Source organism: Mesorhizobium sp. M6A.T.Cr.TU.014.01.1.1, from assembly GCF_004022765.1.
Lineage (GTDB): Bacteria > Pseudomonadota > Alphaproteobacteria > Rhizobiales > Rhizobiaceae > Mesorhizobium > Mesorhizobium mediterraneum.
Window position 1 is genome coordinate 20253 of record NZ_RZPG01000039.1, and the last position, 26914, is coordinate 47166.

Below are 26914 nucleotides of genomic sequence, written 5' to 3' on the forward strand. Positions count from 1 at the left end.
AAATTCAATCGTGAGACTACTTTTTTGCGCCAACGACCTTGTGCGGTTCCGTGCTAGCAAGTGTTGGTTGGTGTTGGTGGGACTCAAAATTGTGACTCTAGACGACAACGTTGCGTACGTTTGGGGCTGGATTCGCAGCATGGTGAAATTTGCGGGATCTGGGACAGCCCTGTTGCTCCTGAGCCGGCCCAAGTATCGGTTTGACGCAACGTCTTGCAGTAAAACTGGCCTCGAATGAGACGAGTGTACGCCTCGACATGTTTCCCCGTCCAAGAGGTGACTGAGGCTTTTTTGTAAAGAACCGCTTTTCCCAGATGCAAAGGCGTTTGGAAAATCTCTGTCAGAACAAACAGCGAATTGAACGCAAGGAGGGCATCTCTCCCGGCGCACAATCTCGACGCTTCTATGCGAAATAGACGGACAGGAAATTTGATCGAAGCTTGTGAGGCGCCCCGGGCGCCTAAAGATGAATGGAGTCGAAAATTGTCGAATAGTTGGAAATATGACCGCGCTAAAAATGCCATTGATGCCCGCATCAAGGACGTTGAAACGGTGACGGTCGCCGACTACAAGCGGGATACGTCACTGACGTCCATACCGACGAACAAAGCCTACCGAATAGATGCTGTTCACCTCTACGCCGACATTTTGAACCTTCGAGACATGCTTAAAAGCACCGCGACGGAAGGAGAGACCTGCCATAAGAGGACACTCCGCTTTCTCAATCTTCACTACAGGGCCGTACACAGAATCTTATCAGCGTCGGATGCCCTGCGTGTCGATTTTCATAACCAGCGCCCCCACGCGGTCGTCGCCAAGCCCTACGGCGAGGATTCGGAAGGCGACCGCGTGAACCGAGCGGTGGCGATTGCACGGTTGATCAGCGACGTCCTGCAGGAAACGGGCGACGATGATGAGAACATCCCCGCAGCGCAGGTTCGTATTGGCATAGACAGCGGCCGTGCGTTGGTCGTCAACAACGGCCGCAACGGCAACCGAGAACCGCTATTCCTTGGCCGCCCTGCCAACATGGCCGCAAAGATCGCGTCGAACGGAAATGACGTTGGAATCTATCTCAGCAACGAGGCACGATCTGCAATAGGCCTCGAAGAGCTCGATGCTGGGGACATACCGCTTACGCCGTTGACCGACGCAGAGATCTCCGAGTGCCAGGATGCAGCGCAGCTCGGCTTGAGCAAGGACACCCTGGTGTCGGATTGGCACGCCGACAACAAGAACAATCCAATCGGCTCCTTTGTCTTCACGCGAGTCACGCCACCCCTGCGAGCTCTCGACATCCCTTTGCTGACCGCGGGCAACTCAAGACGGATGGAGACGATTTCGGTCTACGCTGACGTCGACAATTTCACAGCCTATGTGGACGCCCATATCGACGATGATCCGGAAGACGTTGTTCGCTGTCTCCATGTCATCCGCTCAGAACTTGATCGGGTTCTTTCTTCCGACTTCTCGGGACGTCGTATCAGGTTCATCGGTGACTGCATCCATGGCCATTTGATGGAGGGTACCGCCTTTCAGACCTACACCGAGGACACGGTATCGACTGGAACACTTTGCGCCGGTGCCTTCAGGAGCAGCTTCGACCTAGCGCTTGAGCGGCTGCGCGCGAATAACGTAGATACGGACGGTCTGGGATTGGCGATTGGTTTTGAGTATGGACCAACTGCCATCACTCGACTTGGCATGCAGGGCAATCGTGTTCGCTGCTCCACAGGACGAGCAGTCTTAGGATCAGAGGACGAACAGAAGCGCTGCACTGGCGAGCAGACGGCAATCGGCCAAACCGCATATGACGGAGGCCCGGCATCGGTGCGCACGCTCTTCGGAACGTCGAGGCGAAAGTCAGGTCTCACGTATGATGTGGTGCTAGAAGCGCTCGTTGCCGATGAAAACAAGGTGGCCAAAGCCATACACGCTGCCGCTTACGTGGTGGTGAGTCCTTCAATAGCCAGAGCTGCCGAAGAGCCGTTCCGACCTTACTGGGAGAAGTGCTAACACCGATGTCGGCCGTTTGGCTATTGGCTGAGACTGCAAACTTGAACCATGCCGTCTTCATCCGCGAGAATGGCGAGAGCGCAATCTTTGCTGTCCAGCCCCCGCTTGCTTCCGGTGCCCCAGGGACTAAATTTCTTATCGATGTCAAGAGGGTCGGCGAGACGGTTAAAGCTCGCGAATCGAAACCGGACCATCTTCCATCGTTCTGCCCGGAACGCCACATAAACTTCGACGGAAGCTTCTGTCTTTTTTGGGCGGAGCTCGAGCCTCATACCATCGACAGTCATGAGGCGGCGGCTGGATGGTGGCGGAAGTTGCTACTTTTTCTCCTTAGGCAAGGCGCCGCCGCGGTAATACGCTCATGGCCTGGAAAGGCCGATGCTAGGGCCCACGGGTCAGAGGCTGCGAAACTTCAAGCGGTCGCGGAATTCAATGCGTCCAACCTCGGCCAAGCGTACATAGCTTTTCTTCGGGAAGACCGTTTTTCGACCGTGGAGAAGCGGGTAAACAATGAGCGCCGAGTGCGACTGCACTTGGACGGTAAGAGGCTGCTTTCAGTCGTGCGAAAGGAGCGTCGCGTCATGACGCTTCGGCAAAGATGCAAATGCGGCCATGAGAACCGCCCAATTTCCGCCTGCTCAGATCACGGTAAAGTCCTCGCAGATTTCGTCCTAGCGTTAGATGGCTGGCGTGAGGCTGAGCGGGCGTTCTTCAACAGTTTCAAAAACTCGACGCTGAAATGCTGCGGGACAATGGACAACTGTCCTCTCGCCAACATTCTAGGCGTGCAACTCAATGAAGCTGCGTAGGATTGCGATGGCCAGAAATGATCAGCAAGACAGTTATGAGAAACTGCTCTCCGCCAGCCATGGGCTGATGCTGGACCTCGTGAAATTTGCAGAAACGAAGAACGCAGCCCTGCTCACCTTTTGCTCGGTTTGGATGGGATCGATTATCACTATACTCCGATCCTTGGACGAACCGCCCATGGGCTACCGAGCAGCATTCCTTGTTGTTCTTCCTCTATTGGCCGTAGCGGCTGTCATATCATTGACTTCATTCTTACCAAAATTCCTACATCACTTTCATCGGACCGTGGATGGATCGGCGAACCTCCTATATTTCGGCGACATCGCAAAACTGCGATCAGAGGAATTCGGTGAAGCCGCCAGGAGGCGGTATTTTCCGGAGGATGGTCAATCCGCCACCGACGACTATTTGGACGACCTAGCGCTCCAGGTCGCCGTGCAGGCTCTCATCGCAAATCGTAAATTCAAGACTTTCAACGCCGCCGGCCGACTCGTCCTAGCTTCATTCATTTGCATGGCGGCCCCCCCGGTGGTCTGGGCTCTTCAAACTATTTGGACGACCGCTAAAAGATTGCTTCAGGTAGCCAGTTAACTCTTCAGGCGGTCAAAAGATGCCGAGTTATTTTAGATTGTGAAGGAAAGGTTTTCACGTGATCGCGGGGCAGCGCTTCTATCAAGAAGAGCCTGAGGCCAACGTCACTTCGGTGGGATTCCTGAGTCGCCTGTAGCCAGTAGGGTCTCGGACAAATTGTGGAATTTTCCAAGGAGGCAAAGTTGATTGAGCAGGATTGGCGGACAATGAAGTCTATTTCATTATCTCGGAATCTTCGGCGTCTTTGTGAACTCCAAAAGAGTGGCAACGCGCCAACCGGGAGAGGCCATCGGGCTGCTACTTCCACTGGACTTGCGTGCAAGCGAGTTGGCTGCGGCTGATCGATACCGATGGTCATGTCATCCAGAGGTCACGACCTCCAGTAAAGGGGACAGGCATTAGAACCGTGCCCCCACGCGATTGTATTCTCGAACTGCTGCAAGCGAGATGAGGGAGGCCGCTACAGACACGTGGAGCGCGGTCCGGTCCGCCGAGCGGGACGACGCCTCCTGTGTTGAAGGACCCGCCGTCAAAGGCCCAGCGCCTTCTGGAGAGTAAGCTCTTCCACGAAATGTATGTTGCCGCCCTTCTCGCGAAGCTTCAGGGCTTCGATGATCTTGGTCCCCTGATGGCTATGGAGCCAATCGCGCGAAGCGATCGCGGCTATGATCAGGTAGTCGGTGCTGCGGGAGACGCTCCTAGTAACCACCCCTCCCCGTTCTACGATCCATCCCTCGATAGCCTTTCTAGGCCCCATACTAAAGTTACCGGTCACTACAAATCCCGCGTTCTCGAACACCAACATGCTCGAGTCTCTCAGGACGCCGTCTATGGAGGGCGTGTTCCCGTAAGTTGGTAACCCGGTGTCTGCGCAGCTATCGCCGACCAATCGAACGATCCACTCGCCGATGTCTTCTTCTTCATCCGTCGATAGATGCCCATCCGATATCGCCTTGGCAGCCACCCTCTTCAAAGCCGCAATCCTGGCGTCATCGAGGAGTTGCGCGTTCTGGTCGATGCGGTCGATCAGCTTTTCGACCTCCATGATCTTCAGGCGATTGTCGCAGGCAATCCCGGCACAGAAGCCGAAGAACCTGTTGCAGCAGTCATTTGGGCTGCTTTCGGAGAACGGTCTCAAGCGATAGTCGACGATTCCGGAGATGATCCCGAAAATTTCCCCACGGTAATCGCTGTATGCGGTGTCCAAATCCTGGATGAGGTCTGCTGCGTCGTCGTCTCCAAACAGCTGGAGGAACTGCTCGGCTTCGGCCCGAATTGACGCGATTTCCAGGCTCTCAATGGATTCGCTGGCCAGAACACCTTCAAGAAAACCCAGCCAGTATGCCTCGGCCTTCCGACGGTTGCTCTTCGCGTGTATTCGCCATAGCGCAGACCCGCCGTACTTCAATTCACCTGCCCCCATCATCCCCTCCCTGTACAGCAGTTTACGAACCATATTTGCGGCCGGTCCTCAGCGCAATGACATCAGTTCACGAGAACTGATTTTGCCGCGGATGGAGCCAAATCGTTGTGCAAGAGCATGACCAGAGTCTTCGATTCCATTACCAAATGCTCGCCATCAACGACCCTTTGCTGTCGATCATTGCTGCATCTGAAAACGGGCCGGTTTTCATCCCGGGGCCATCCGCCGTGAACGATGAAGTTTTTGTGCCTGACGCGCTGCGTGCATATGCCTCAAACCGTAATGGTGTCCTTGTCTGGCACCGGTAAGTTGGGCGATCTCTCGCCTGCAGGTTTGGAGACGTCGTGGTTCTGGTAACACTTATAGATCGCATTACCAGGCGAATTCGTGAGAAAGTCGATCCGACAGTCTGACAAGGGGCAGAGAGCCGGCCCATTGGCCGGCTTCGTGGCCTAGGGAATCGGTAGCGGCAACTTTTTGGTACGGCCGCCGTCGATGACGTAAACCTGACCGGTCACGAAGGCGCTCTCTGCCGAGGCAAGCCAAACGGCTAGATTTCCGATATCGGTTGGCTCGCCAAGACGGCCAACCGGATGCATGGCGAGCAGTTCTCTGTAGAGGCGGGAGCTGTCGGCCATGCTATGTATGTGGATTTCACTGAGATCAGAATTGATTCAGCCCGGTGCAATGGCATTGCACCGGATGCCCTCATGCCCATGATCGACCGCTACTGCTGCGGTAAACCCGTGAATGCCGGCTTTTGAGGCGGAATATGCAGGATGGCCAGGATTTGGACGCCAGGCCTTCAATCGACCCGATATTGACCACGCTTGCACCAGTCCGGTTGCGGAGGTGTGGCAACGCCGCCTTCGTGAGCAGGAATGGGGCCTTAAGATTGATATCCATCATGTGATCCCAGTCCGCCTCAGCCATCTCATCGACCGTCTTCTCGAACATGACACCAGCGTTATTGACCAGGATATCCAGACCGCCAAGGCTTTTGACCACAGTTTCGACAGCGGATCGAATGTCGTTGGAATTCGCGAGATCCGCCTTCACATAGATGGTTCGATTGTTAAGCATCCCGTCAGGCGGCGAATTTCTCTGCACAATGGCAACTCTCGCCCCCTCCTCTACGAACCGCTGTGTAATACCGGCGCCGATACCACGTCCGCCGCCTGTGACGATTGCGATCTTGCCTGATAGCCTATCAGCCATGGGTGCCTCAATAGAGAGCTTTTGCATCGTTCAATTCGACCGCCGTGCCCGTGACGGAGCGTAGGACATAGGAAGATTACCACGTCGGCTATTTGGTCTGGCTCCGCGAGCCGGCCTTAAGGCACCGGGTTGTTGGCCTCCGCTGCGGCTGTGTACGGATCGAAGCCAGGCCGGAGGGCCGGTACGCAGCATCGGCGCGTTGACTTCATTTGGGCACACCGCGTTGACCGCGTCCCGTCACTTGCCTGGTCGCGGCCGAGACATTTTGGCAACGCCGCCACGGCTGCTTCGCTGATCCAGTACGCGGCGTGCCCAGGCCCGGGATAGGGTCCCCAGTAACATGCGACGTTCACAATGGCGCCGCCGCCATGTCTCTTCATGTGGCCTATGGCTTTCCGGGAGGTATGGAAAATGGAACTCACGCTAATCTCGAATGTCCGCTCGCAAAATTCGCCGGTCGTCGTGAGAATATTTCCTCGCGTGATGATTCCGGCTTTGTTGACGAGCATGTCGAGCCCTGTCGCCTGGACGGAGTACTCGATCAAATCCTCGCAATAGTCCTTGCTCCTGAGGTCACCAGCTTTGGTCCAGACATTCTGTCCGGATAGATTTAGTTCTGCCTCAAGCCTGTCGAGTCCGGCCTGGTCGAGGTCGCTCGCAACCACACGAAAGCCCTTTCAACGAACTGCCTGGAGATAGCTCGCTCTATGCATCCCGCAGCGCCTGTTATCACCGCAGTTTTCTTATCAATGCCAGTCACGGCTCAAGTCAACCTTTGAGAAAAGTTCCCATCATAATCTCTGAAAGGCCGCCGAAGACTAGTGGGGCAGTCCTGCAAAAGTTTCACCTCCTTGTTGAGTTGTCAGCCAGCGGCATCGCCACGGATTGTGCTACGCTACAGCGGTGTCGGACTTTGATCGGGCAGCGTCGCAGATCGCGAAGCATGGTTCGAGCAGTTTTACTAAGCTGCGGCGCAGCTGGGTTGGAATTGCGGCCATAATCGGCCGTAACGCAGATTATCAGCTGCAACCCGATTTCCAAAAGTACCGAGTGGTGGATATATTTGTCGCCCGGCGCGATTGTCGAAGTATTTGGAGCTTGAGATGGTTCGCCGCTATTACGACCTGCCGTCCCTGACTGCTTTGGCTGTTTTTGAAGCGTCTGCCCGGCACCTGTCATTCAAATTGGCTGCTGCCGAACTGAACGTCACTCCTGGGGCTGTCAGCCGGCAGATCAAAGCGATCGAGGATGAGCTCGGTGTTCCGCTCTTCGCTCGGCTGGCAACCGGCGTGGCGCTGACAGGCGCCGGCGAAGACCTTTATGGCGCGTTGGCCAGCGGTTTTTCGCGGGCCGCAGATATCGTCCGAAATGTGAAGCACGGCGACCGGGCGAAGAACGTCACTCTCGCCTGCTCTGATGCGTTCGCGTCGATGTGGTTGATCCCACGGATGCCGGACTTCTGGACGCGAAATCAGGACATTGCCGTTGACCACCTGATTTCGGACAATCCTCGAGAATACCGGCGCGCCGAAGTCGAACTGCGTATCCGCTACGGGTTTGGATCGTGGTCGAATGAAGATGCTGAACTCCTTTTCGATGAAACAATCTACCCGGTATGCGGCCCTGGATTTGCAAGCAAGCATCGCGACGCAACAGCGGAGTCGTTGGCCGACCTTCCTTTGCTGCACGTTGACTGGGTGGATCCCGACTGGGCTGGCTGGGACGAGGTCTTGCGGCGCGCGGGAGTCTCGCATGGGCCGACCCGTGGTCGGCGCTTCGGCAAGTTCTTCGTGGCTCTCCAGGCCGCTCAAGCCGATCAAGGGGTGGCTGTTGGCTGGCACCGCCTTGTCAAGGCGCAGATCGAAGAAGGGAGTCTCGTCAGACTGACGGATCTCGAGTTGCCCGCCCCTGGTAGCTATTATCTCACCTGGTATGAAAATCGCACACTGTCCCCTGCCGCGCAGAGCCTCCGTAGCTGGATCCGGGAAACGGCGGCGCAAGAACGAGAAAGCTAGAGCTCTCTGCCGGCCCGCTTCTGCATCGCCCACAGCTTCAACGGCACTCCGATCGACATCAGCGGTTCTGGATACAGCCGAACTGGGGTTGGCTCGCTCAGGGCGTCTGCAACCATCGGCTCATTGCTACCGGCGGCAAGATCGGCAGCCAGCATCCCATAGAGGGTAGCTTGCACCGTTCCAAGGCCATTGCAGCATCCGGCTACGAAGACCCTATCCTCAATTTCGCCGAATGCGGGCGCTGAATTGAGGGAGAGACACAAGTGGCCTCCCCAGCGAAATTCCATCGGTATTTCACCCAGCATAGGGAAGCGCGCCTGGAACGATCGGTCGTGCGCAGCGCCGATCCGACGGATCTGCTTCTCACTGGTGGACATATCCGGATTATAGGTGAAGGTGTTGCGGACGAGGATCCGGTTGCCGATCCTCCGGATAGTTGATCCCATCGGATCAGCCGGGATCAGGCCCCAGTTCGGTTCACCGCCCAGAAGCGCCTGTTCGGTCCTGGAGAGCGGCCTTGTCATGCTGGCGTAGGTGAACACATGGAGCAGGCGTTTCCTGAAGAAGCCAAAGCTTTCAAGATGACCGTTGACCGTCAGTATCAGCCGCGGCGCGGTGATCTCGCCCCCGGTCGTCCTCACGGTATGCATTTTGCCGGTCTGCAGAGATATGACCGGCGAATTCTCGAATATATGGAGACCGCGGGTTAACCCTTGGGCGAGGCCGCGGATGAAGCCGGCCGGCTGTGCCATTACTGTTCCCGGCGTAAAGGTACCTCCGGCGAAGAAGTCGGTTCCGGTGATTTCCTTCAGCTGCAGCGCGTCGAGCCGCTCGAATGGCTCGCCTAATCCCGTCAGGTGCTCCTCGAACCCGCGTAGGGCAGAGAGACCGTGGCCGGTTGCCGCCCCATGAAATTTGCCGGCCCGAACAAAGAACTTCTGCAGACCGTACTCGTCTGCGGATGAAGCAGAGAATTCGATCGCGGCCCGGTTCAGGCGGATGCGCCGGCGGTCGCGGTCCTGGCTTCCGCCGTAGTGCTCACTGCCGAGTTCGTGCGGAAGATCGATCATGAAGCCGGAGTTGCGCCCGGCAGCACCCCAACCGATGCGTTGGGCGTCGACGACCGCAATGCGCTCGTCCGGCACCAGTTGGGACAGACGCCGCGCGGCCGCCAGACCAGCAAAGCCGGCTCCGACAATGAGCCAGTCTGCCTTGTGACGGTCGCGCAGCACCTCCGGTGCCTTGGGAGGCGGCAGAATACCGTACCAGCCGGACGGGGACGTGTCCGCAGGCGTGCGGACAGCCGCGTGGTCGGTCATCTTTGCGATCGGCTAGTCTACCGAACGCGAGACCTCAGGATCGGAAATATCCGCCCAGATGGTCTTGAGTTCGGTATACTGGTCGTGGGCATGCAACGACTTGTCCCGTCCCCCGAAGCCTGAAAGCTGGAAGCCGCCGAAGGGCGTCGAGATGTCTCCTTCCCCATAGCAGTTGATGGTCACCGTTCCGGCGCGGATGTCTCGCGCGATACGATGTGCCTTGCCAAGATTGGCTGTGAAGATCGAGGCTGCAAGTCCATATTGCGTGTCATTTGCTACCCGGACTGCTTCATCAGCGTTGGTAACCTTAATGACGGAAAGCACCGGTCCAAAAATTTCTTCCCGTGCAATTGTCATTTCGGGGGTAACATCGTCGAACACGGTGGGCTCGATGAAAAAGCCTTTCCCGCACCTGTGGGCGTTCCCGCCCGTGACCATCCTGGCGCCTTCCGCCCGCCCCTTCTTGATGTAGGCCATAATTCGGTCGAACTGCTCCTTCGAGACAATGGCACCGAGCCGGTTGGCTGGGTTCAGCGGTTCCCCCAGAGGCCATTCCCTGAGCTTGTGCAGGACCGTTTCCACCAGGCGGTCCTTGATCTTCTCGTGAACGATGAGGCGCGAATTGGACGAGCAGTTCTCGCCCATGTTCCAGAAGACCGCCTGGGTGACATGCTGTGCTACGACATCGAGGTTCTCGGCATCATCCAGAACGATGCAGGGGTTCTTCCCGCCGCATTCGAGCACGATGCGCTTGAGATTGGACCTGGCGGAATATTCCAGGAATTTCCGGCCGACATCGGTCGAACCGGTGAAGGCGACCATGTCGACGTCGGGATGCAGGCCGAGTGCCTTGCCGGTGATCTCGCCGGGACCGGTTACGATCTGGAGGACGCCCGCGGGGATCCCCGCCTCATGCGCCAGTTCGGCAATGCGCAAAGTTGACATGTTGGTCTGCTCGGCCGGCTTGACGATTACGGAGTTGCCGCTCGCAAGAGCTGGCCCGATCTTCCATGCCAGTATCAGGATAGGGAAATTCCAGGGCAGAACGCAAGCGACCACGCCGAGCGGCTGGCGTACGATCATCGATACGACATCATCACCGGAAGGCGACGTCTGGCCGTAGAGCTTGTCGGTGGCTTCGGCGTGCCATTCCAGGCAGTGCAGGGCCTCTGGAATGTCTATGGTTTCGACGTCATAGATCGGCTTGCCGCTTTCAAGCGTCTCAAGCACTGCAAGCTCATGGGCGTCTCGCTTCATCAGTTTTACTAGCCGCCGCAGAACGCGCTTGCGCTCGCTCGGATGCGCACGCGACCAGACGCCCGATTCAAACGCCAGTCGTGCTTTTTCGACAGCGAGATCGACGTCGGGCTGGCCGCAGGAAGCGATCCTGGCGATGACCTGCCCCGTGGCGGGATTGATGGTTTCGAATGTATCCCCAGATTGTGCTGCCCGCGCCGTGCCGTCGATCACTGCGTTGGTAGGCAGTGGCAAGCTGTCCGCCAAGTTCTGGTACTCATCACGCGTTAATAGCGATGACATTCTCGGAAGCCCTCTTTTGGGATTTTGTAGTGATCGACGCGATGACTGCTTTAAGGGTGCGGATCGTCGACTCGAGTTCCCGCTTTTGTTGGTCGTCGAGTGCCCGCATAGGTCGGCGCACCGGCCCAGCCGGCAATCCAGCCAATTCGCACGCGAACTTGATGCTTTGGACGAACTTGCCGCCCTGTTCGAGAAGGCTCATCAGAGGTAGAAGGGCCGACATGATCTGCCGGCCCTTGGTGAAATCCTTCTCAATAACGCACGCTTCGTACAACGCGAGGTGCTCAGCCGGCAGGCAGTTGCCCGCTCCGCAGACCCAACCCTTGGCGCCCCAGGCGAAGAATTCGAGCGCCTGATCGTCCATCCCGCAGAACAGGTCGATATGCGGATAGTCACGAGCCAGGGCGTGCAGCTGATTCATGCTGCCGCTCGACTCCTTGATTGCACAGAAATTGGAGCTGCGACCGACGCGGTCCAGGAACTCGAAATCCATCATCGTGCCGGTGCGTCCGGGATAGTTGTAGAGCATCACCGGCAGATCGGCGGCCTTGTCAATTGCAAGGGCATGATTGGCAAGTTCGAGCTGCGTGGGGACAGCGTAGTAGGGCGAACCTATCAGGATGCCGTCGTACTTCAGGTCCTTTGCAACCAGCGCATATTCGATGCAGTCTTCCGTGCGGATCGCGCCGACGCCAGCAATCAGGGGCAACTTCCCCTTCACCATGCTCCTTGCAAGCTTTAGCAGGACGACACGCTCATCGCGTGACTGGGCGTAGTACTCGCCTGTCGTGCCACCGACAATGATACCGTGGACGCCAGCGGCGACGAGGTGCTCGACCATGACGCAGAAGCCGTCACGGTCAATCGATCCGTCCGCATGAAAGGGCGTTGTGACGGGCGGAATAACGCCTTTGAACGACATCTGCCTCGCTCCGATGTGGGCTACAAAGTCAGTGTTATATGCAAGCCTGAAGGGCTCGGCAGCCGAAATAAAGTCACCTGGTAGGCAACTTTTTTGCGGTTCGAGCTATGATTCGCAAGGCTTGCCCGTCCATTTGATGGCGGGTAATTACCTGACGCGCCCTGCCTCTGCGAATGCGTGAAATTTTATAGTGACGACGGCGAGATGGTCGACCGGAGTACGTGGCCGTGTGTTTTGAGCCCTAGCGGGTATACGCCGAGTGCACTCGAACGACCCGCTTTGATGACCGGTAGCTATTTGGCTTTCACTACGGAGACGGTTAACCAATGAAAATGTTTGATCAGATCGTCACCAACGAAAAACTCCATCCGCAATATGTGAGCTTGCGGGACATGTTTTCGTATGCGCCGGCACGAGGAATGATTGACGAGATCGCAGAGAAGCTCGTCGACATCGACGGCAACTTCGTTGAGCAGTTCCAATCAACGGGCTTTGACGCTCGGACTTTTGAGCTATTCCTGAATACCATGTTTGCCGAGCAGGGACATGAGGTCTTGCGCGACTATGATCGCCCAGACTTCTTGTTGCGGAGAGATGGCATTGAAGTCTTCGTAGAAGCGGTGACCGCCAATCATCCTGGTCAAGCAAGTGGTCAGCCATACCAAGCTTTTCCTGAACCGAAGTCGCTGGCGGACGCTTCGGAGTATCACCTGAACGAAGGGCCCATCCGTCTAGGTAGCCCCCTCTACTCAAAGCTGAAGAAGAGGTACTGGGAGTTGCCGCATGTGAAGGGAAAACCGCTCATCCTCGCTATCCAGGATTTCCATGCACCCGGATCCCTGGCGAACAGTTCATCGGCGCTCTCTATGTATCTCAACGGTGCAATGGCTACCTCGTGGAAGGACGAGGCTGGGTCGCTTTCTGTGAGCACGGCGCAGATCCAGAAACATGTCGGCTCGAAAGAAATCCCTTCAGGATTCTTTGCGCAGCCAGGGGCCGAACACATCTCGGGCGTACTCTTCGCCAACAGTGGCACGATCGCCAAGTTCAACAGAATGGGTCAATTGGGAAAACACCATTCGAATGCAGTGCACGTATTCCGCTACGGCACGCATTACAATTGGGACCCAAATGCCACCAGGCCATTCCCGTTTCTATACGAAATTGGCGACCCTGAAGCGCCGCCTGAAAGTTGTAGACAGGGTACCGAATTGATCCGCAACCCTCATGCGCTCAATCCAGTACCAACTGAGTGGTTGGGCGCCGCAGTCGAAACCACGTTCGCGAACGGACAGATTGTGCCGTTGATTGCTAAAGGAGAGGATTTTCTCCCTTACATGTCGATGACCACGCACTTCCCTTCGACTGCGTCTAATGACGCCATCAACCAGGCATTGATGCTGCAGTTCGAGCCGCTTCGCATGATGTTCGGATAGTTAGCGTGCCCATGACCCAAATCATCGACTGGCTCAGGCAAAGGCGCATGGGTTGAATCATCTCTCAACGAGGAGGTGAGCGCCATCTCGCTGCTCTGGACCCCGTTCGAGTCCGGCCTGCTCAACACCGAAGGGAGTGCCCGATCCATCTGCAACATGGTGGATAGCTGGCAAAAGGACGGGACACTCGACGCGCCATCCTTCGACGCGGAGCTCAGCTATTTTCGGATGAAGGTGCTGGATCGGTACGGCGCGCTCCTCGAAGGATAGCGCGCCCGACGCGGCGGCGCAGGGTGTTCGGGGTGAGAGGTGCATGCCGGACCGGCGAAGCTCGGCGGCTTCGTCGTCGATTGGCCGGTTGGCAGTGGAAGGCGCGAATGGTGCGTGACGCGATCAGCTCCCCACTCTGTGAGCAAGGCCACCTCGAGCGGGCCAAGATGGAAGGTGCGCGCGTCTCAGACATCAATGGCAACGAAGCTTCCTCCAGGCGGCAGATCGGCCACGTGTCGGCTACCGATATTAATGACCTGCGATCCCTGAGCCAAAAACCGAGCCTAAAAAGCAAGCCGAGCCACCCCCAAGCTCCCCACGCCTCGAGTCAGCGGGAATTGAAGGCCGTCTCACTGCGGTTGCTGGCGGGCTTGCACGAGCTGCACGAAATCCATGAGAGACATCAGCCACGACCGCTGGCTCTCGCGTAGGTATCATGGAGCTTCGCAGGCAGCACCAGCTGGAGACGCTGCCTTCATCTGGTCGGTCTGGTTCTCGGATATGGCCGGCTCAAGTGTCAGCAGATGCTTCGACGGTATCCGTGCCGCCTCCGGCAGCACCTGGCGCCAGCGGTCTTTCAGCGTCGATTTGGATTCCAGCATGGTCAGCAGGTCGGGAGAGAAGCCGGATCAGTGTACTCGGCGTGGCCAGGAAACAGAAAATCCGGCCTGTTGCGGTTCTCGGTCCCCGCGCCCCGCGAAAACCGGATCGAGCGCGCCTGAAACAGCGCCTCCAGATGATGCTCCAGCGACTGCCCCGCCCGGGATTTCCGGCGGTTCTGCACGCTCAGGGAAAATGCCAGAAAACCGTCCACGTCAGCTGGTCGGACATTCGCATCCGCAGGTGGTTGACGCAGTTCGAGCGCAGTTGCAGCGCTTCACCCATACCTTCTTCGGCAGCATTCCCTATGACGGTTACGTGCGGCTCGCGGAACGCCTCAACGCAATAGCCCCGTTTCGCTCGCCGGCGAAAACCCTGCTTGTCACTACTGGCGCAGAAGCGGTGGAGAATGCCATAAAGATCGCTCGTTTCCACTCGGGTCGAAGGGGTGTCATTGTCTTTAGCGGCGGTTTTCACGGGCGCACGTTACTCACCCTTGCGATGACCTCACAGATCTATCCATACAAACGCGGTTTCGGCCCCTTCCCCACTGATGTCCACGCGCCCTTTCCTTCGGCTTATCGAGGCCCTGGTGTAGACGAGGCCCTCGAAGCGCTTCGAGACCTGTTCGAAACGCAGATCGAACCTGACGAGGTTGCAGCCATGGTGATCGAGCCAGTCCAGGGTGAAGCTGGTTTCCTGCCGGCGCCGCCCGAGTTCATACGCGGTCTGCGCGCCTTGTGCGACGCCCACGGCATCGTCCTGATCGCGGATGAAGTCCAGTGCGGCTTCGCTCGCACCGGCCAGGTTTCGCCATCGAGCATTCAGGGGTAGAGCCGGATCTTGTCGCGCTCGGAAAGAGTTTCGGTGGCGGGCTCCCAATCGCAGCTGTCATTGGCAAGGCTGTGATCATGGACGCCGTGCCGCCGGGCGGACTCGGAGGCACGTTCGCGGGAAATCCTCTTGCCTGCGCGGCGGCACTTGCCGCTCTGAACGTGCTCGAGGATGAGAACCTGACCGCCCGTAGCATGGAAATCGGCGAACGCCTCACCATCGGTTTCCGCTCTCTAAGCCGCCGAGGGAACAATCGCCAAATTATTGGGGAGGTGCGTGGCTTGGGCGCGATGATCGGCATTGAACTCGTTGGCGATACAGTGTCCCGGTGCCCGGCGACAGCGCTGACGGCAAACCTTATGAAAGAGGCCGCGATACGCGGTCTACTACTCGCCTCGGCCGGACGCGCGCATAATATCATACGCGTCCTTGCGCCGCTTACTGTATCGAACGAGATCATCGACGAAGCCTTGGCGATTTTCCAGGATTCGCTTGGGCGGGTGGTCACGCGTTGCCACACTTGATTAGCCATGCTGCCCTCAGAAATAGAGTCCCAGAATAGGGCTGGAGATCTGAATGGTGAGCCTCCGCACCGGGGGTTGGTGGGCAGGGAATGGGAGACGGCTTGCGTGAGCGTAGCCGAGTACGGTTGACTACTCACACTTCGCGCCGAGTGCTCGCATTTGAGCATTCTGCCGACGCATCTAGTGCCCTGAACACTGCACCCGTCGGAAATCAGTCAAGATGCTTAATGTCACAGCAGCGGTTTAAGACGGGTGCAACAGATCCCTCAAGTAAACTTGCAGAACTTTTAGCCTCCAACCCGCCGTTACATACCTCAAGTAGTACGCTTAAGAACCGATTTGTGCTTAGTGTCACTGCGCCACGCAATCTAGGTGTCTACGATGGCAAGAAGAGCGCTAATATTGCTTGAAGGCACAATCGCGAATGGCGAGCTATACGTCCAAGCCGCCCAGCGTCTTGGCCTTCATCCAATTGTCCTGTCCGCTAACCCGGCGCAGTACGAATATCTTGCAGCGGGAAGCATTGAAGCAGTCGCCGTTGACACAACCAATCTCGACGCGCTTATCCACGAATGTTCCCGGTTGAGTGCGACCTATGAAATTGAAGGGATTACAACCGCCCTTGAGCCGGTCTATGCGACTGTTGGCGAGCTCTGTCGCCATTTCCAGCTTCCAGGACCGAACCCCATAGCAATTGCACGATGCTGCGACAAATTCACCCAACGTCAACTCCTCGCGGAGGGCGGTGTTCCAATCCCAGCTTACCGCTTGGCAGCCAATGCGCCCGAGGTAAACAGTGCTGCTCAGGAGATTTGGGCTCCCGGTAGTCCTTAAGCCAGCCGTGGGCGCGGGCAGCAGCGGGGTCCAGTTATGCCGTGACTTCGACGAGCTGGCCGAACACACGAGCTATCTGTTGGGCGAGAAGCACCTCTGGCAGACTTCGCCGAGGATACTGGTGGAAGAATTCGCGGAAGGCCCCCACTATTGGGCGCACCTGATGGGAAATGAGGTAATTGGTATTGAGGCCGCTGAGTTCGACTCGCCACCCTACTTCGTCTTTCGTGAAGGCTCGTTTCCGGCCCTGCTGGCGATGAAGAGTATGAACGAATAACCGAACTTTCGCTGAGCTGCTTGCGAGCCCTCGACCTCGGCTGGGGGCCAGCGAATATCGAATTCCGTTTGACAGAGCGTGGCCCAATAAATTGAAGTCAATCCGCGTCTCGCTGGCGGTCCTCAATCGGTTCAATTGGCCTACGGCGTCGATCTTGTCACCGAACACATTAAACTTGTTATCGGCAATGAATGGAACCTGGGCCGAAGGCATTCCCGTGTCGCGGCTTGGCACTGTCTACTTCCTGATCGCGATGGCATCCTCGATTGGATAGATGGCCAAGCCAGGGCGGCTGCCTTGTCAGGCGTCGCGGAGGTTAAATTGGATGTTAAACCCAAGACGCCCATCGTCAGGCAGCGCGACTACCGAGACTCTATGGGCTGTGTCATAGCTGTTTCGCCCAACTTTGATGAAACGAAAGCGATCCTTCAGCGTGCAGTTGACTTGATCAAGTGGTCGATTATACCATTTCCGACGATTGGAACAGAAAAAGTCTGAACTAGCCCTTCTTGCTTCAGCGCAGGGGCACACAAGTCAGAAATAATGGCCCGTTGATCGCCTACGACGAATCTGCCCGGACGCCCAGACGATTTTGGGGCAGCGACAATGTGATCAGGCGCGATATCTCGTCTTGAGCTTGCGATTGGCTAGACGTTCAAGACCGGAAACGGGCATGCTGGGGCTTGCCGGCGCCAGCCATGCTGCCTGGTATCGGACGGCTGGGCGCGGGCAACTGCACCATCTTTCGCAGCAGCGGCAGGATTTCTTCAACCGGGCGATCTCGATGACCTTCATCTGGGCGGCGATCAGGTCGAGGATTTCGCTTGTGTCTTCGCCCACAAGACGTAGTCCACCGCCACAGGCGGGGCAGCAGGCGCCGGGATCGAGCTCCCTGCGCTCGCGAACTGACTTGTGTGATACGCGCGGACGACGGCGCGTGATCTTTCGGGCGCGTTTGGCATAGGCGCAACAGACGCTGCCTCGTCGGCCTCATTGATTGGCCCGGCATTGCTCCCCGCCGCGGGGATCAAAAGATCCTCCAGGGCCAGTTCCAGCTGCTGGATTTCCCCCTCGATCTTTTCCGAAGACTTGCCGAAGACCTGTTTCTAGCCGGGCAAGGCGCAGCCGCAAGGCCTGGATCAACTGGTCATGCGCCTGCAACGTCGCCGACATCTTCGCATTTCCCGCCTGCAAGGCGGTGATCATCGCCTTCAGAAAGGCAGGATCGTCTGGATGATTTTCGGCGACATTCGACATGCACCTGACCACCATAAGTCAGGGCGAGTAGCCATAAAACCATTACATCAGAGAGATAAATCATCCGACACGCGCCTGCGGCGCACCCCATTTGGGGCGTCGCCAGTCAATTCCTTCCCATAACATCGCCATTTGCGCTGACGTCAGCCTGGCCGTCCCGTCGGCCGCCGACGGCCATGGAAAGCGACCCTTCTGCAAAACCTTGTAATAAAGACTGGACCCCTGGCCATAAAATAAAGAAGCTTCAAACGGTCGCCACGCCTTCCCCCAAAGGCGAAGACCGCGCCTCCCGTCGGCTTCTGGCCGCAACACATCCTGCGTCAGCGCAACCAAACCCTCGATCCCTTTGGGCATGGTGAACCCACAGGCAAGGTACACCCGAACCCCAGTTCCCGGTCCGATCATGCTGCCTCAACCGCTTGGATGAGCCGGGTCAGAGTGGCGGTATCGATCTCGCTGTCAAAGCGCAGGTTCCGCCCACAGCATAGTTGTAACTCAACCAGCGCTGACAATTTGTCAGTGCCTTTGCCCATACGGGGTTCGCAATGCGCCACGGGCATGTCCACGGGAAGGAACATGGGACCCGCCGACGGCAACAGGAGCCCCCTTCCTCCTCAGCCCTCGCCGCCAGGTGTAAATCTGCTGCCGCGTCACGGTCGCCCCCTCAATTCCAACCGACATGACGATGTCGAGCTTCTTCTTATCACCCCAGCGACGACGCCGTTCAGCACCAAGAATCTCTACACGCACCGCCCCAGGGTTGTTGATGTCCTCGCAAGCCTCATCAGTCTGGTCCAACCTCGGGAGTAGCAATGCCGCGCATCCGCATAGCAGAATCTCGGAACTCAGCTTTCTTGATCGCCGCTTGCGCTCGAAGCTCTGATGCTAGCAACGAACTCGCCGTCAGACTGACAGTATTATCTCGCCAGTCTGAACTGCACCCGGCCGCGACTTTGAAGGCCCCCTTGCCGACTAATTGTCCAAGTGCTTGTAGCCGCCCAGAATGAACACGGCAGGTCACGTATTTGCCCTCACGCCTTTGCCAAGTGACCGTAAGTTGCAGCAAAACGCCCGAATTTGTGTTCGCCGCACCTCACCGGTTTGTAGCGAAGCGGGTTGCCGTCCGTAATACATGATGGCAAAGATTCGACGATCGCATCGAAATCTGCGTCGATAAAGAAGGGGATCGAGTATCGCTCGCGGCCCGAGGTATTTATCACGCGGTGCATGTTCGCCAGATAGAGATCGTTCGTGAGCCGCTGAATCAGATCGCCAATGTTAATTACGAACGTGCCGCGGATCGGAATGCCCTCGACCCAATCTCCATCGCGATTCATGACCTGAAGGCCACCTACGTCGTCCTGCGCCAGGATGGTCAGATTGCCGTAATCCGTGTGGGCGCCGATACCGATGATCTCTTCGCTGATGTAGCCACTTTGCGGGGGGTAATGAAGCAGGCGCTGAATGCTGATCGGGTTTCGCATAAGGCTTTCGAAATAGCTTTCCGACAGGTCCAGACTGAGCGCAATGCCCTGCAAGATTTTTTTCGCCAGGCCGACCATCTTTTGATGGTATCCGTATGTAAGTTCTCGAAACTCGGGCAGACTTGAGGGCCACTGGTTGGGGCCAAAAAACGGACCCTCCAACATCAAACGTTCAGGACCGATGTCAATGCACTCCTTCAGGTCTTTCGTCTTGCCCGGATCGGTATTCTCCCCGAACGGCTCTATGTATCCGCGAAGGGCCACATCGGATTTGCTAATATGCAATGCCATCTTCTGCGACATGGGCAGATCAAAAAACCGACGGCTCACATCGAACACTGAATCCACATAATCCTGCGGAATGCCGTGATTCTTCACATACATGAACCCAGTATTTGACAACGCCCAATGTATCTCCTTCGCCACCCTCTGCTTGTTGCTGCCATCAAGAAGCGGCGCGATATCTACCACTGGAAGCTTGTCAAAGCTTTCGCGTTTCGCGCGCAGGTTGTCGTCCAGTCTGGTCAACAGGTCCATAGACATGAGTACACCTTTGTTTGACAAATGGGAGTCGGCACACGATTTCGGGCCATTTTCTTATTTGGCTGGCAGCGTCGAGGACCGTCGGGAAGCCTGAATAGGCTGTGCCGAGAATTCTTTCGAGGTGCCGTGCTCAACAAAGTAGAAGGCCCGAATTTCTGGCAGGCATGCGTAGGCACACACGCTCTTCGTTGTCGCCTTGCATCGTTTGCCAGCTTCGCCAGCGAGATTGCAGTAGCGTGGTCATGGCCCCTGTTCCTCTGGGGCGCTGGCCTTCTTGAGCACCTGGAAAACCCAGTAGTGCGCGTCCTCCTCCGCGACGTACCTGCCGTCATTTAGACGCTGTGCCAGCACAAGGACGCCCGCATCTTGCAGACGCCGCACCTCGCCTTCAAAGGAGGTGGCCTCCGCATAACTCTTGCGGGTGCTTGCGATGATGAAGCCGTTTGGGCGCGTGACGCGAGCCAGTTCGCGCAGCCCATCAGGTCGGACATGCCCGAGCGTGAAGACGCCGCAGCAGACCGTAATGTCATAGCTCGCGCTGGCGTAGTCGGAGAGCGGCCCGTTAAGGTCGACATCGCCTCGGACATGCCGGTATGCGCGGGTTTGCCGGGCCTGTTCGACCATCTCCTCGGAGAGGTCGATCCCGTCGATCAACCGGAAGCCGAGGCGTTCCAATTCTACGCCGACGAGGCCTGTTCCGCAGCCGGCGTCCAGGATTGCGATGGCAGTTCGCTGCCTGGCCAAATAGGCCGTCTGCACGGCACCCGCCAGTTCCGCCACGATCATAGGCCCGCAGTACCCGTCGCGGTCGACATCCATCTCGTAGGATCTAGCCCATCCGCGATAGAAGTTGGCCAAGCGACTGGGATCGCTGTCGAGCGCATGGGAATCCTTGATGCGTTTTCGTGCGGCTTGCTCCTGTGCCGTCTGCTGATCGGGAGTGTTCATGACAGTTCCTTATGTAGGGCAAGATGGTCAACGGCGGCGTGCCGGTCGGCACCTGCTGCCGCCTCGCACCGAGAGCATCAAAGCTCGTGCCATTTGGCCGAACGAGGCGAAAAAACATGTTTTGCGGCTGTTTTCAGCGATTTGGTCTGCTGCCAAAATAGGAGATTGGCTAGCCAAGCCTCTGTCGCCGATCAGACAAAAGCTAAAATCATGTCGGACATCTCCCCGCGCGCGCTACACGTAGATGTAGCGGGAGAGCCATAACGGCAGGCTACCCCTTCTCGCGTCCATGGCAGGGCTGTCCGGGGAAACTGTCTGAAAAGCAAATCTAGAGAGCCTGAGCTTTCCGACGGCGGCTCTGCTTTTCGAGAAAGAGAGGGGACGAGGCGTGCAGTGCCTGGTGGCGATGTTAGCGTGAGCCAGAGCGATTAGTGCTGCCGGCTACGCCAATGGGCTGCCCCGCAGCCTTGGCGCACGCGGTGCAGTATACTATTGGGGTCCGCCTGCCAATCGTCAGTCGCGTTTCGATGGACAGCATGACCGTCGTTGCAACGGCTCTGCCTGAAGCCGCACTGCGGCTAAGAAGCCTCGCCGAAGTGCTTTGGTCGACACCAAACGCTCGAGTACATCGCGCGACGCCGGAACCAATATCCTATAAAATCCTGACCGGCATCAGTGACCTATACCACCGGCGGTTTCGCTAAGCACATACGAGAGGGTACGATATGCCCACCCGAATCCGCTGAGATCGTCCTCATGGCGCAAACGAACGTGCGCAAAATTCTAGAGCTTGATTGCGCGTAATCGCGTTAAGTTTGAGCCTTGGATCTTGGTGTAGCCTGGACAGCTTGCGCTGAAGCCGTCACTTCGGGCCTCTTTTTTGAAGCACCCATTGCGTGTTCAGCATCGGATTGAGCGTCTTCGCGCGCGAAGCTGTGCGATCAAGAGGGCGCCAACTGATGCTGCGTCAGGATGGACCACGACGTGGGGCGCCGACGCAGGCGGAGCAGACTCCACCAAGCAAGGAAACAAGAATATCTCTGACGATGCTTCAGCGTGCCGCGGCCCGACCTCAACCCTCAACGCACTTCACGTTGATTCAACGCGCTACCCGCATGGCGTTGCGTTTATGGATGGGCAGTACCTGCCGATGTCAGAGATTTCTTTGAGCTGCTCGCTACTCTGGCCATCGGAAGAATGGGCACCTCGACGATGACCACTTCACACGAGAGGAGTCAAAGCCAGAACTTGTCGCGGCAACAGCCACTGTGGCCGCTCTACCTTGTACTTTTCGCACTGCTGCTTGCGGTGGTGGCGTCGGCCTTCGCCACGGGGCGCTATCCCGTGCCGCCGCTGATGGCCCTGCGGATCTTACTGTACCCCATAACCGGCGGCGAGGCTGACTGGGCCGCGACAGTGGAGACGGTCGTTTGGGAAATCAGGCTGCCGCGCATTGCCGGCGCGCTGCTGGTCGGCGCCAGCCTGGCGGCGGCCGGGGCGACGTATCAGTGTATTTTCCGCAATCCGCTGGTTTCCCCCGCGATTCTAGGCGCTTCACAGGGCGCGGCCTTTGGCGCCTCGCTGGCCCTGCTATTGCGCCTGTCTTGGTCGGGCATCATGGGTATGGCTGTGGCATCCGGTATCCTCGCCACGTCGGCCACTGCGCTGATCGGCCGTCATCTCGGCAGTGGCTCGATGATCACCTTGGTACTGGCGGGCCTGGTGGTCGCCGCCGTTTTCAACGCGCTGGTTGCGGTGGTGCAATACATAGCCGACCCGCTCGACGTGCTGCCGTCGATCACCTTTTGGTTGATGGGCAGTCTAAACCGCATCGGTAATGATGATCTCGGCATCATCGGCGTTCCTATCGCACTTATGCTCGCCCAGCTTTACGCCATCCGCTGGCACATAAACGTACTCGGCGCCGACAACGACTCGGCACGGGCGCTCGGGGTCAACGCGCCGCTGGTCAGCGGCGTGGCCATCGCCGGAGCTACCGTACTGACCGCGCTCGCTGTCAGCGTAAGCGGCATCGTTGGCTGGGTCGGGCTGGTCGTCCCCCACATCGCCCGCTTTCTGGTCGGTCCCAATTTCGACCGCCTCTTGCCGATCAGCGCCCTGACGGGCGGCCTGTTCCTGCTTGCCATGGACACACTGGCGCGCAGCGTGGCGACGCAGGAACTGCCGCTCGGCGTCGTAACTTCGCTTGTTGGGGCGCCATGCTTCGCCATCGTGCTCGGCCGTGCCCGGAGGCATTGGTTCTGATGGCCGCGTTAGTCGCCAGCGATGTCTCCTTTACTCACGCCGGCAACGTCGCACCGACCCTGCGTGGGATTTCGATCCGGGCCGAAGCGGGCGGGGTGCTGTGCCTTCTCGGGCCGAACGGGTCGGGTAAGACGACGCTGCTGCGTTGTCTCGTCGGGCTCCAGGGCGGCGGCGCCGGCATCGAGGTCGACGGCCGGCCGCTGTCAAGCTTCAGCGACGGCGAGCGCGCGCGCCGCATCGCTTACGTGCCGCAGCACGGCGCGGCCGTGTTTCCCTATACGCTGGCCGACATCGCAGTGCTCGGCCGCACGCCGCATCTCGGCTCCTTCACCGTGCCATCGCCCCATGACCGGCGCATTGCCCTCGACAGCCTCGACCGTCTTGGCATCGGCCACCTGGCGAACCATCCGTTCAATCTGTCGAGCGGCGGCGAGCGTCAGCTTGCGCTGATCGCCCGCGCAATCGCGCAGGACGCGGCGACGATCGTGCTCGACGAACCGACGGCCAGCCTCGATTTGGCCAACCAGACCCGCATCCTCGACATCATCGCGGGCTTGGCCACGCAGGGGCGCACGGTGGTATTTTCCACGCACGATCCCGACCACGCCCTGGCGGCGGCGACGCAAGCGGTTCTGCTGAAGCACGGGCTCGTGCTTGCGCAGGGAGACGTAGCCCACGTGGTCAACGATGTAACGCTGAGCGCTCTGTACGATGTGCCGGTGCGGGTGGCGTCCATAGGTTCAAGCGACGATGGCTTCGGTCCCATGACCGTATGTTTTCCTGTCCGCCGACGCTCCCGATTGGGCAAGTCCCAAAAATCTGAGGGAATATTGATATGACGTGTCGATCCATCCTGAAAATTTCCGCCTTCTTGCTGCTCCTGTTAGGCGTCGCCTCGCCGGGGGCGAATGCAACCGAGGTCCGCACCATCACCGACATGGCAGGCCGAAGAGTCGTCGTGCCGGCCGAAGTCGAGCGGGTCGCCACCATGGGCTCCGTGCCGCCACTAAACAGCCTGCTGTTCGCCGTCGGCGCGTCGGATCGACTCGTCAGCGGTTTGCCGCCGCGATTCGGCGAGAACCCGCGCTGGACCTTTCAAAAAGTCTTCGCGCCGCAACTGGTTGACGCGCCCTTGATCGAGACGCAGAGCCGCGAACCGGACCTGGAGGCGATAATCGCGCTGCAGCCGGATGTCATCCTGACGACCTATCCGGCCATCGCGGATGCGATGGCGCGCGTCGGCGTGCCTGCGGTCGTCATTGAATGGCAGGAGCCCGATGACGTTAAGACGGCGATGGACCTCATCGGCGGCCTTCTCGGCAAGGAGAAGGAAGCAGCCGCCTATGTCGACTACTTCGACCGCACTCTGGCGCGGGTCTCGGCGATTTCGCAATCCCTTGCGGTCACCGAGAAGCCGCGCGTGCTCTATTTCGAGCCGGAGACGATCAGCCAGCCGCATCTCATTGCGGAGTGGTGGATCCGGCAGGCCGGCGGCGTCAGCGTCTCCGACGACGGGCGCAGCCAAGAAGTGCTGTCCTTCAACATCGAGCAGGTGCTTGCCTGGAACCCCGACATCATCTTGGTCCCCCAACTGAAGGATGTCGAAAAAGTCATTGCAAATCCACTGTTGAAGGATGTTCGCGCGGTGGCGACACGACGCGTCTTTCCGCTTCCAGTGGTCGCGCATACATGGGGCAATCGCACTGCTGAGCAGCCGCTTACCGTGTTGTGGGCGGCGAGGACGCTCAACCCCGAGGTTTTTGGTGAGATCGACCTAGAGGCCGAAGTGAAGCGATTTTACGCCACGATCTTCGCCCATTCGCTCGATGACAAGACTGTCGCAGCCATTCTGGACCCGACGACCGAGCCACCCTACTGAGCAATCCGACCGTGGACCGGTTCGGTTTCGGTTCCGCAGAAGTCTAACGGCAAACTTGCAGATCTCCGCCGCGATCCGAACCGCAGAACAGCCAGGCCTTGCGACCGAGCGGAACGCAGCGCAGGACCCTTCCGCAAGCAATGTTCGTGATGGAGACCCTGCCGTCGCCGAAGAATCGGGTGAGCGCGGGCTAGCGCTTTGGCACGTAGTTGATGGCCTTTGTCGAGATCATGATTGCGCGAGCGCTTGGCAATGGCCGGCGGTAGCACCAGCGGAAAGCTGCCCCCCTGCCAGGGGCGAAGCCGGATGACCGAGACCGCCTGAGCTTGCGAAAAATGGCCGGCTCGGTTCACAAGCACTCTGCACTCAGCAGTTACTTAGAAGTTGAAAGTCTCAGGCCTCTCTGTCGGGCCGAACTATATCCATGTGGCGGACGCACGGGCCGATGCCAGTTAATCGATAAATCGCAAGTATCGGATTTCTGCCGCCTTTTTCCAAACCGCTGATGTACTGCTGGCTGTATCCGGAAACCTCGACAAGCTGCTCCTGCGTCAGACGGTTTTGTTCCTGATCCTCTGCACATTCCGTCCGACCAACCTGCGCATGTCCATGCACGAAGGTCAGCGGTCGCACAGCGTAATCCACTTGAAGCGTCCCCGCCCGCGCGGACTCGATATTCTGGAGACCGACTCCAGCAATATTGCATCCGAAATTGAGCACGCCGATTGCCGACGAAGTCCCTTGATCGAGCGGCCTCACACCCTACGACAAGGAGCACTTTACAACCTATATGAGACTCTTGGACTCTTGAACGCGTACGCCGACAAACCAGCGGAGAAGAAATTGCCCATTTGATCCTCGGCATCGAGCGTCAGAATCTGCCATGATAGCCGGTTGCCGTCGCGTAGCTGCCGAATTTCGATGTGCCATCGGGCTATGCGGATCACCTCCTTCGCAAAATACTCGATCGCGGAGGCACTGCAATCACCTCTATCAGGCAATTTGAGAATATCGCCCTGCCGGTAGGGAGGAACACCGGCAGGGCGCGCCGCGCGAAGGTCGCGGCCGCGTAACGACCGGACGGCGGTGGCAGACTGTCGCTTTGCGTAGCGAACCTCTTTTCCATCGGGTTCAGATCAGAGGCCGAGACGATTACGGGAACGCATTCAGGTCGCCTCGTTGCGAATTTTGACAGGATGACCTGTGGCGGGAAGCGATTTGCGCCAAAATGCGTCGGCTGCTGAAACGCGAACCGCATAAAACATTGCGGTTTGAGATATTCTAGCCGGGTTCGGCAAGAAGAGACACGCGAAGAGCAAATCACGCTGGCGGGTTTTGTCGCGCCGGCAGATCTTGGCGCGCTTAGCGCGACGGCGGGCGATCAGGGCTATTGGAAGGCGGCGGCGAGGTTCGATCCGTCTTCGCACGACCTGCACAAAACCGAATTTGCTGCCTCAGTCGATGGCGACATAGAGATACAGCTTACCTTCAGCAGTCTACACCTCGGTGATGTCTATGCGAATTTCACCGGTACTTGGGCAAAATCCTAGCATTGAGTTTGATAAGTACGAAGGGCGACTGGTCAAAGGCACCCCTTGGCTTCGGCGACACGCGTCGAACTCGTGGGAGTTCACGGGATCAAGCATCTCGCACGAGCTGCAGAAGTTCCAGTTCTTTGGGTTATCTTCGCGCAGCCAAATCCAAGCTTAGCAGCGAGTCTAGCGCACGCAAAAATCCAGCCGGCGTTCCAGGCCGAGTGACGCTTCGATCTCATCATTACACAGCTCTGCGCGGTCACATGGTGGCGAGGCTCACAATCTCCGAGACAGCCAAGCGGTGAGAATTATCTGTTATCCATATTTGTCCCGAGTGCGTCGCAGAACGTGACGGCTATATTTCACACCGTATCA

19 protein-coding genes and 7 pseudogenes are annotated in these 26914 nt (G+C 58.0%); 14 read left to right on the plus strand and 12 right to left on the minus strand.

The window, feature by feature from the left end:
* Positions 1 to 429 precede the first annotated feature (429 nt).
* Genes EN885_RS30465 through EN885_RS30475 form a run of 3 tightly spaced genes read left to right on the plus strand, consistent with a single transcriptional unit; the run spans position 430 to position 3417 of the window.
* Positions 430 to 2016 (plus strand): adenylate/guanylate cyclase domain-containing protein, encoded by a 1587-nt coding sequence (locus EN885_RS30465; protein ID WP_245493175.1) that lies wholly within the window; start codon positions 430 to 432, stop codon positions 2014 to 2016.
* Positions 2017 to 2057: 41 nt separating this feature from the next.
* A complete protein-coding gene (locus EN885_RS30470) occupies positions 2058 to 2825 on the plus strand; it encodes an E2 domain-associated cysteine-rich protein (RefSeq protein WP_128243860.1) in 768 nt (255 codons plus the stop codon).
* The gene (locus EN885_RS30475; RefSeq protein ID WP_128243861.1) at positions 2812 to 3417 is read left to right on the plus strand and encodes a Pycsar system effector family protein; all 606 of its coding nucleotides are present in this window, start codon (positions 2812 to 2814) and stop codon (positions 3415 to 3417) included. Before EN885_RS30470 ends, EN885_RS30475 begins: the two co-directional genes overlap by 14 nt.
* Before the next feature lie 529 nt (positions 3418 to 3946).
* On the opposite strand, the gene EN885_RS30480 is transcribed toward EN885_RS30475, so the two are convergent.
* From EN885_RS30480 to EN885_RS30485, 3 genes and pseudogenes are all read right to left on the minus strand, one after another.
* On the minus strand, positions 3947 to 4873 hold the full coding sequence (locus EN885_RS30480) for a BRCT domain-containing protein (protein ID WP_128243862.1): 927 nt from the start codon (positions 4871 to 4873) through the stop codon (positions 3947 to 3949).
* A 419-nt stretch (positions 4874 to 5292) separates the two neighbouring features.
* Positions 5293 to 5649: pseudogene (locus EN885_RS34760) on the minus strand (SDR family oxidoreductase).
* Complete coding sequence (locus EN885_RS30485) at positions 5549 to 6058, minus strand: SDR family oxidoreductase (RefSeq protein WP_281035173.1); 510 nt, start codon at positions 6056 to 6058, stop codon at positions 5549 to 5551. The pseudogene EN885_RS34760 and the gene EN885_RS30485 overlap by 101 nt, the downstream one beginning before the upstream one ends.
* Positions 6059 to 6426: 368 nt before the next feature.
* On the opposite strand from EN885_RS30485, the gene EN885_RS34455 reads away from it, so the two are divergent.
* Entirely contained in the window at positions 6427 to 6666 is a 240-nt protein-coding gene (locus EN885_RS34455; protein WP_245456321.1) for a hypothetical protein, read from the plus strand.
* A 495-nt stretch (positions 6667 to 7161) separates the two neighbouring features.
* On the plus strand, positions 7162 to 8073 hold the full coding sequence (locus tag EN885_RS30495) for a LysR substrate-binding domain-containing protein (protein WP_126063892.1): 912 nt from the start codon (positions 7162 to 7164) through the stop codon (positions 8071 to 8073).
* Here the strand turns inward: EN885_RS30495 and EN885_RS30500 are convergent.
* From EN885_RS30500 to EN885_RS30510, 3 genes are read right to left on the minus strand one after another with little or no spacing between them, the layout of a single operon-like run.
* The gene (locus EN885_RS30500; protein WP_128243864.1) at positions 8070 to 9392 is read right to left on the minus strand and encodes an FAD-binding oxidoreductase; all 1323 of its coding nucleotides are present in this window, start codon (positions 9390 to 9392) and stop codon (positions 8070 to 8072) included. The two genes, EN885_RS30495 and EN885_RS30500, sit on opposite strands and share 4 nt — an antisense overlap.
* 12 nt (positions 9393 to 9404) lie before the next feature.
* Positions 9405 to 10931, minus strand: coding sequence for an aldehyde dehydrogenase (locus EN885_RS30505; RefSeq protein ID WP_128243865.1), 1527 nt, complete (start codon positions 10929 to 10931; stop codon positions 9405 to 9407).
* On the minus strand, positions 10909 to 11853 hold the full coding sequence (locus EN885_RS30510; protein ID WP_128243866.1) for a dihydrodipicolinate synthase family protein: 945 nt from the start codon (positions 11851 to 11853) through the stop codon (positions 10909 to 10911). Before EN885_RS30510 ends, EN885_RS30505 begins: the two co-directional genes overlap by 23 nt.
* A gap of 326 nt (positions 11854 to 12179) precedes the next feature.
* Here EN885_RS30510 and EN885_RS30515 point away from each other — a divergent pair, with 326 nt between their 5' ends.
* Both EN885_RS30515 and EN885_RS30520 read left to right on the plus strand, forming a co-directional pair.
* Positions 12180 to 13289: a hypothetical protein gene (locus EN885_RS30515; RefSeq protein WP_128243867.1), complete on the plus strand. Its 1110-nt coding sequence runs from the start codon at positions 12180 to 12182 to the stop codon at positions 13287 to 13289.
* 75 nt (positions 13290 to 13364) lie between these two features.
* Positions 13365 to 13559, plus strand: coding sequence for a hypothetical protein (locus EN885_RS30520; RefSeq protein ID WP_126063888.1), 195 nt, complete (start codon positions 13365 to 13367; stop codon positions 13557 to 13559).
* Between the two features lie 517 nt (positions 13560 to 14076).
* Here the strand turns inward: EN885_RS30520 and EN885_RS34460 are convergent.
* Positions 14077 to 14373, minus strand: a pseudogene (locus EN885_RS34460) (type II restriction endonuclease).
* On the opposite strand from EN885_RS34460, the gene EN885_RS34765 reads away from it, so the two are divergent.
* The 3 genes and pseudogenes from EN885_RS34765 to EN885_RS30540 all read left to right on the plus strand — a co-directional run bounded on the left by EN885_RS34765 (position 14355) and on the right by EN885_RS30540 (position 17126).
* On the plus strand, positions 14355 to 14993 hold the full coding sequence (locus EN885_RS34765) for an aminotransferase class III-fold pyridoxal phosphate-dependent enzyme (RefSeq protein WP_126063887.1): 639 nt from the start codon (positions 14355 to 14357) through the stop codon (positions 14991 to 14993). The pseudogene EN885_RS34460 and the gene EN885_RS34765 sit on opposite strands and share 19 nt — an antisense overlap.
* Positions 14942 to 15517 (plus strand): aminotransferase class III-fold pyridoxal phosphate-dependent enzyme, encoded by a 576-nt coding sequence (locus EN885_RS34770; protein ID WP_128243868.1) that lies wholly within the window; start codon positions 14942 to 14944, stop codon positions 15515 to 15517. Before EN885_RS34765 ends, EN885_RS34770 begins: the two co-directional genes overlap by 52 nt.
* A gap of 381 nt (positions 15518 to 15898) precedes the next feature.
* Positions 15899 to 17126: pseudogene (locus EN885_RS30540) on the plus strand (acetyl-CoA carboxylase biotin carboxylase subunit family protein).
* Between the two features lie 190 nt (positions 17127 to 17316).
* On the opposite strand, the pseudogene EN885_RS30545 reads toward EN885_RS30540, so the two are convergent.
* The 3 genes and pseudogenes from EN885_RS30545 to EN885_RS30565 form a co-directional block, all read right to left on the minus strand.
* A pseudogene (locus tag EN885_RS30545) lies at positions 17317 to 17885 on the minus strand (IS66 family transposase zinc-finger binding domain-containing protein); the annotation flags it as partial.
* 1031 nt (positions 17886 to 18916) lie between these two features.
* Complete coding sequence (locus tag EN885_RS30560; RefSeq protein ID WP_206616866.1) at positions 18917 to 19906, minus strand: 2-oxoglutarate and iron-dependent oxygenase domain-containing protein; 990 nt, start codon at positions 19904 to 19906, stop codon at positions 18917 to 18919.
* A gap of 246 nt (positions 19907 to 20152) precedes the next feature.
* Positions 20153 to 20860, minus strand: a complete 708-nt coding sequence (locus EN885_RS30565) for a class I SAM-dependent methyltransferase (protein WP_128243870.1) — start codon at positions 20858 to 20860, stop codon at positions 20153 to 20155.
* Between the two features lie 433 nt (positions 20861 to 21293).
* Between EN885_RS30565 and EN885_RS34470 the strand changes: the two are divergent.
* The 4 genes and pseudogenes from EN885_RS34470 to EN885_RS30590 form a co-directional block, all read left to right on the plus strand.
* Positions 21294 to 21564 (plus strand): annotated as a pseudogene (locus EN885_RS34470) (alanine racemase C-terminal domain-containing protein); the annotation flags it as partial.
* Between the two features lie 493 nt (positions 21565 to 22057).
* The gene (locus tag EN885_RS30580; protein WP_206616867.1) at positions 22058 to 23125 is read left to right on the plus strand and encodes an iron ABC transporter permease; all 1068 of its coding nucleotides are present in this window, start codon (positions 22058 to 22060) and stop codon (positions 23123 to 23125) included.
* Positions 23125 to 23964, plus strand: coding sequence for an ABC transporter ATP-binding protein (locus EN885_RS30585; protein WP_128243872.1), 840 nt, complete (start codon positions 23125 to 23127; stop codon positions 23962 to 23964). Before EN885_RS30580 ends, EN885_RS30585 begins: the two co-directional genes overlap by 1 nt.
* Positions 23961 to 25004, plus strand: a complete 1044-nt coding sequence (locus EN885_RS30590) for an ABC transporter substrate-binding protein (protein ID WP_126063880.1) — start codon at positions 23961 to 23963, stop codon at positions 25002 to 25004. Before EN885_RS30585 ends, EN885_RS30590 begins: the two co-directional genes overlap by 4 nt.
* A gap of 64 nt (positions 25005 to 25068) precedes the next feature.
* On the opposite strand, the pseudogene EN885_RS33935 reads toward EN885_RS30590, so the two are convergent.
* Together EN885_RS33935 and EN885_RS30600 are read right to left on the minus strand one after the other, a co-directional pair.
* Positions 25069 to 25182, minus strand: a pseudogene (locus tag EN885_RS33935) (transposase); the annotation flags it as partial.
* Positions 25183 to 25397: 215 nt separating this feature from the next.
* Positions 25398 to 25615: pseudogene (locus tag EN885_RS30600) on the minus strand (helix-turn-helix transcriptional regulator).
* Positions 25616 to 26914: the final 1299 nt, after the last annotated feature.

Coding starts and splice junctions, on each gene's coding strand:
- EN885_RS30505 (WP_128243865.1), bottom strand. CDS start 10,931: ATGTCATCGCTATTAACGCGTGATGAGTACCAGAACTTGGCGGACAGC.
- EN885_RS30590 (WP_126063880.1), top strand. CDS start 23,961: ATGACGTGTCGATCCATCCTGAAAATTTCCGCCTTCTTGCTGCTCCTG.
- EN885_RS30585 (WP_128243872.1), top strand. CDS start 23,125: ATGGCCGCGTTAGTCGCCAGCGATGTCTCCTTTACTCACGCCGGCAAC.
- EN885_RS30500 (WP_128243864.1), bottom strand. CDS start 9,392: ATGACCGACCACGCGGCTGTCCGCACGCCTGCGGACACGTCCCCGTCC.
- EN885_RS30580 (WP_206616867.1), top strand. CDS start 22,058: ATGGGCACCTCGACGATGACCACTTCACACGAGAGGAGTCAAAGCCAG.
- EN885_RS30495 (WP_126063892.1), top strand. CDS start 7,162: ATGGTTCGCCGCTATTACGACCTGCCGTCCCTGACTGCTTTGGCTGTT.
- EN885_RS30560 (WP_206616866.1), bottom strand. CDS start 19,906: ATGGACCTGTTGACCAGACTGGACGACAACCTGCGCGCGAAACGCGAA.
- EN885_RS34765 (WP_126063887.1), top strand. CDS start 14,355: ATGCCAGAAAACCGTCCACGTCAGCTGGTCGGACATTCGCATCCGCAG.
- EN885_RS30475 (WP_128243861.1), top strand. CDS start 2,812: ATGAAGCTGCGTAGGATTGCGATGGCCAGAAATGATCAGCAAGACAGT.
- EN885_RS30480 (WP_128243862.1), bottom strand. CDS start 4,873: ATGGTTCGTAAACTGCTGTACAGGGAGGGGATGATGGGGGCAGGTGAA.
- EN885_RS34455 (WP_245456321.1), top strand. CDS start 6,427: ATGTCTCTTCATGTGGCCTATGGCTTTCCGGGAGGTATGGAAAATGGA.
- EN885_RS30515 (WP_128243867.1), top strand. CDS start 12,180: ATGAAAATGTTTGATCAGATCGTCACCAACGAAAAACTCCATCCGCAA.
- EN885_RS30510 (WP_128243866.1), bottom strand. CDS start 11,853: ATGTCGTTCAAAGGCGTTATTCCGCCCGTCACAACGCCCTTTCATGCG.
- EN885_RS30565 (WP_128243870.1), bottom strand. CDS start 20,860: ATGAACACTCCCGATCAGCAGACGGCACAGGAGCAAGCCGCACGAAAA.
- EN885_RS30485 (WP_281035173.1), bottom strand. CDS start 6,058: ATGGCTGATAGGCTATCAGGCAAGATCGCAATCGTCACAGGCGGCGGA.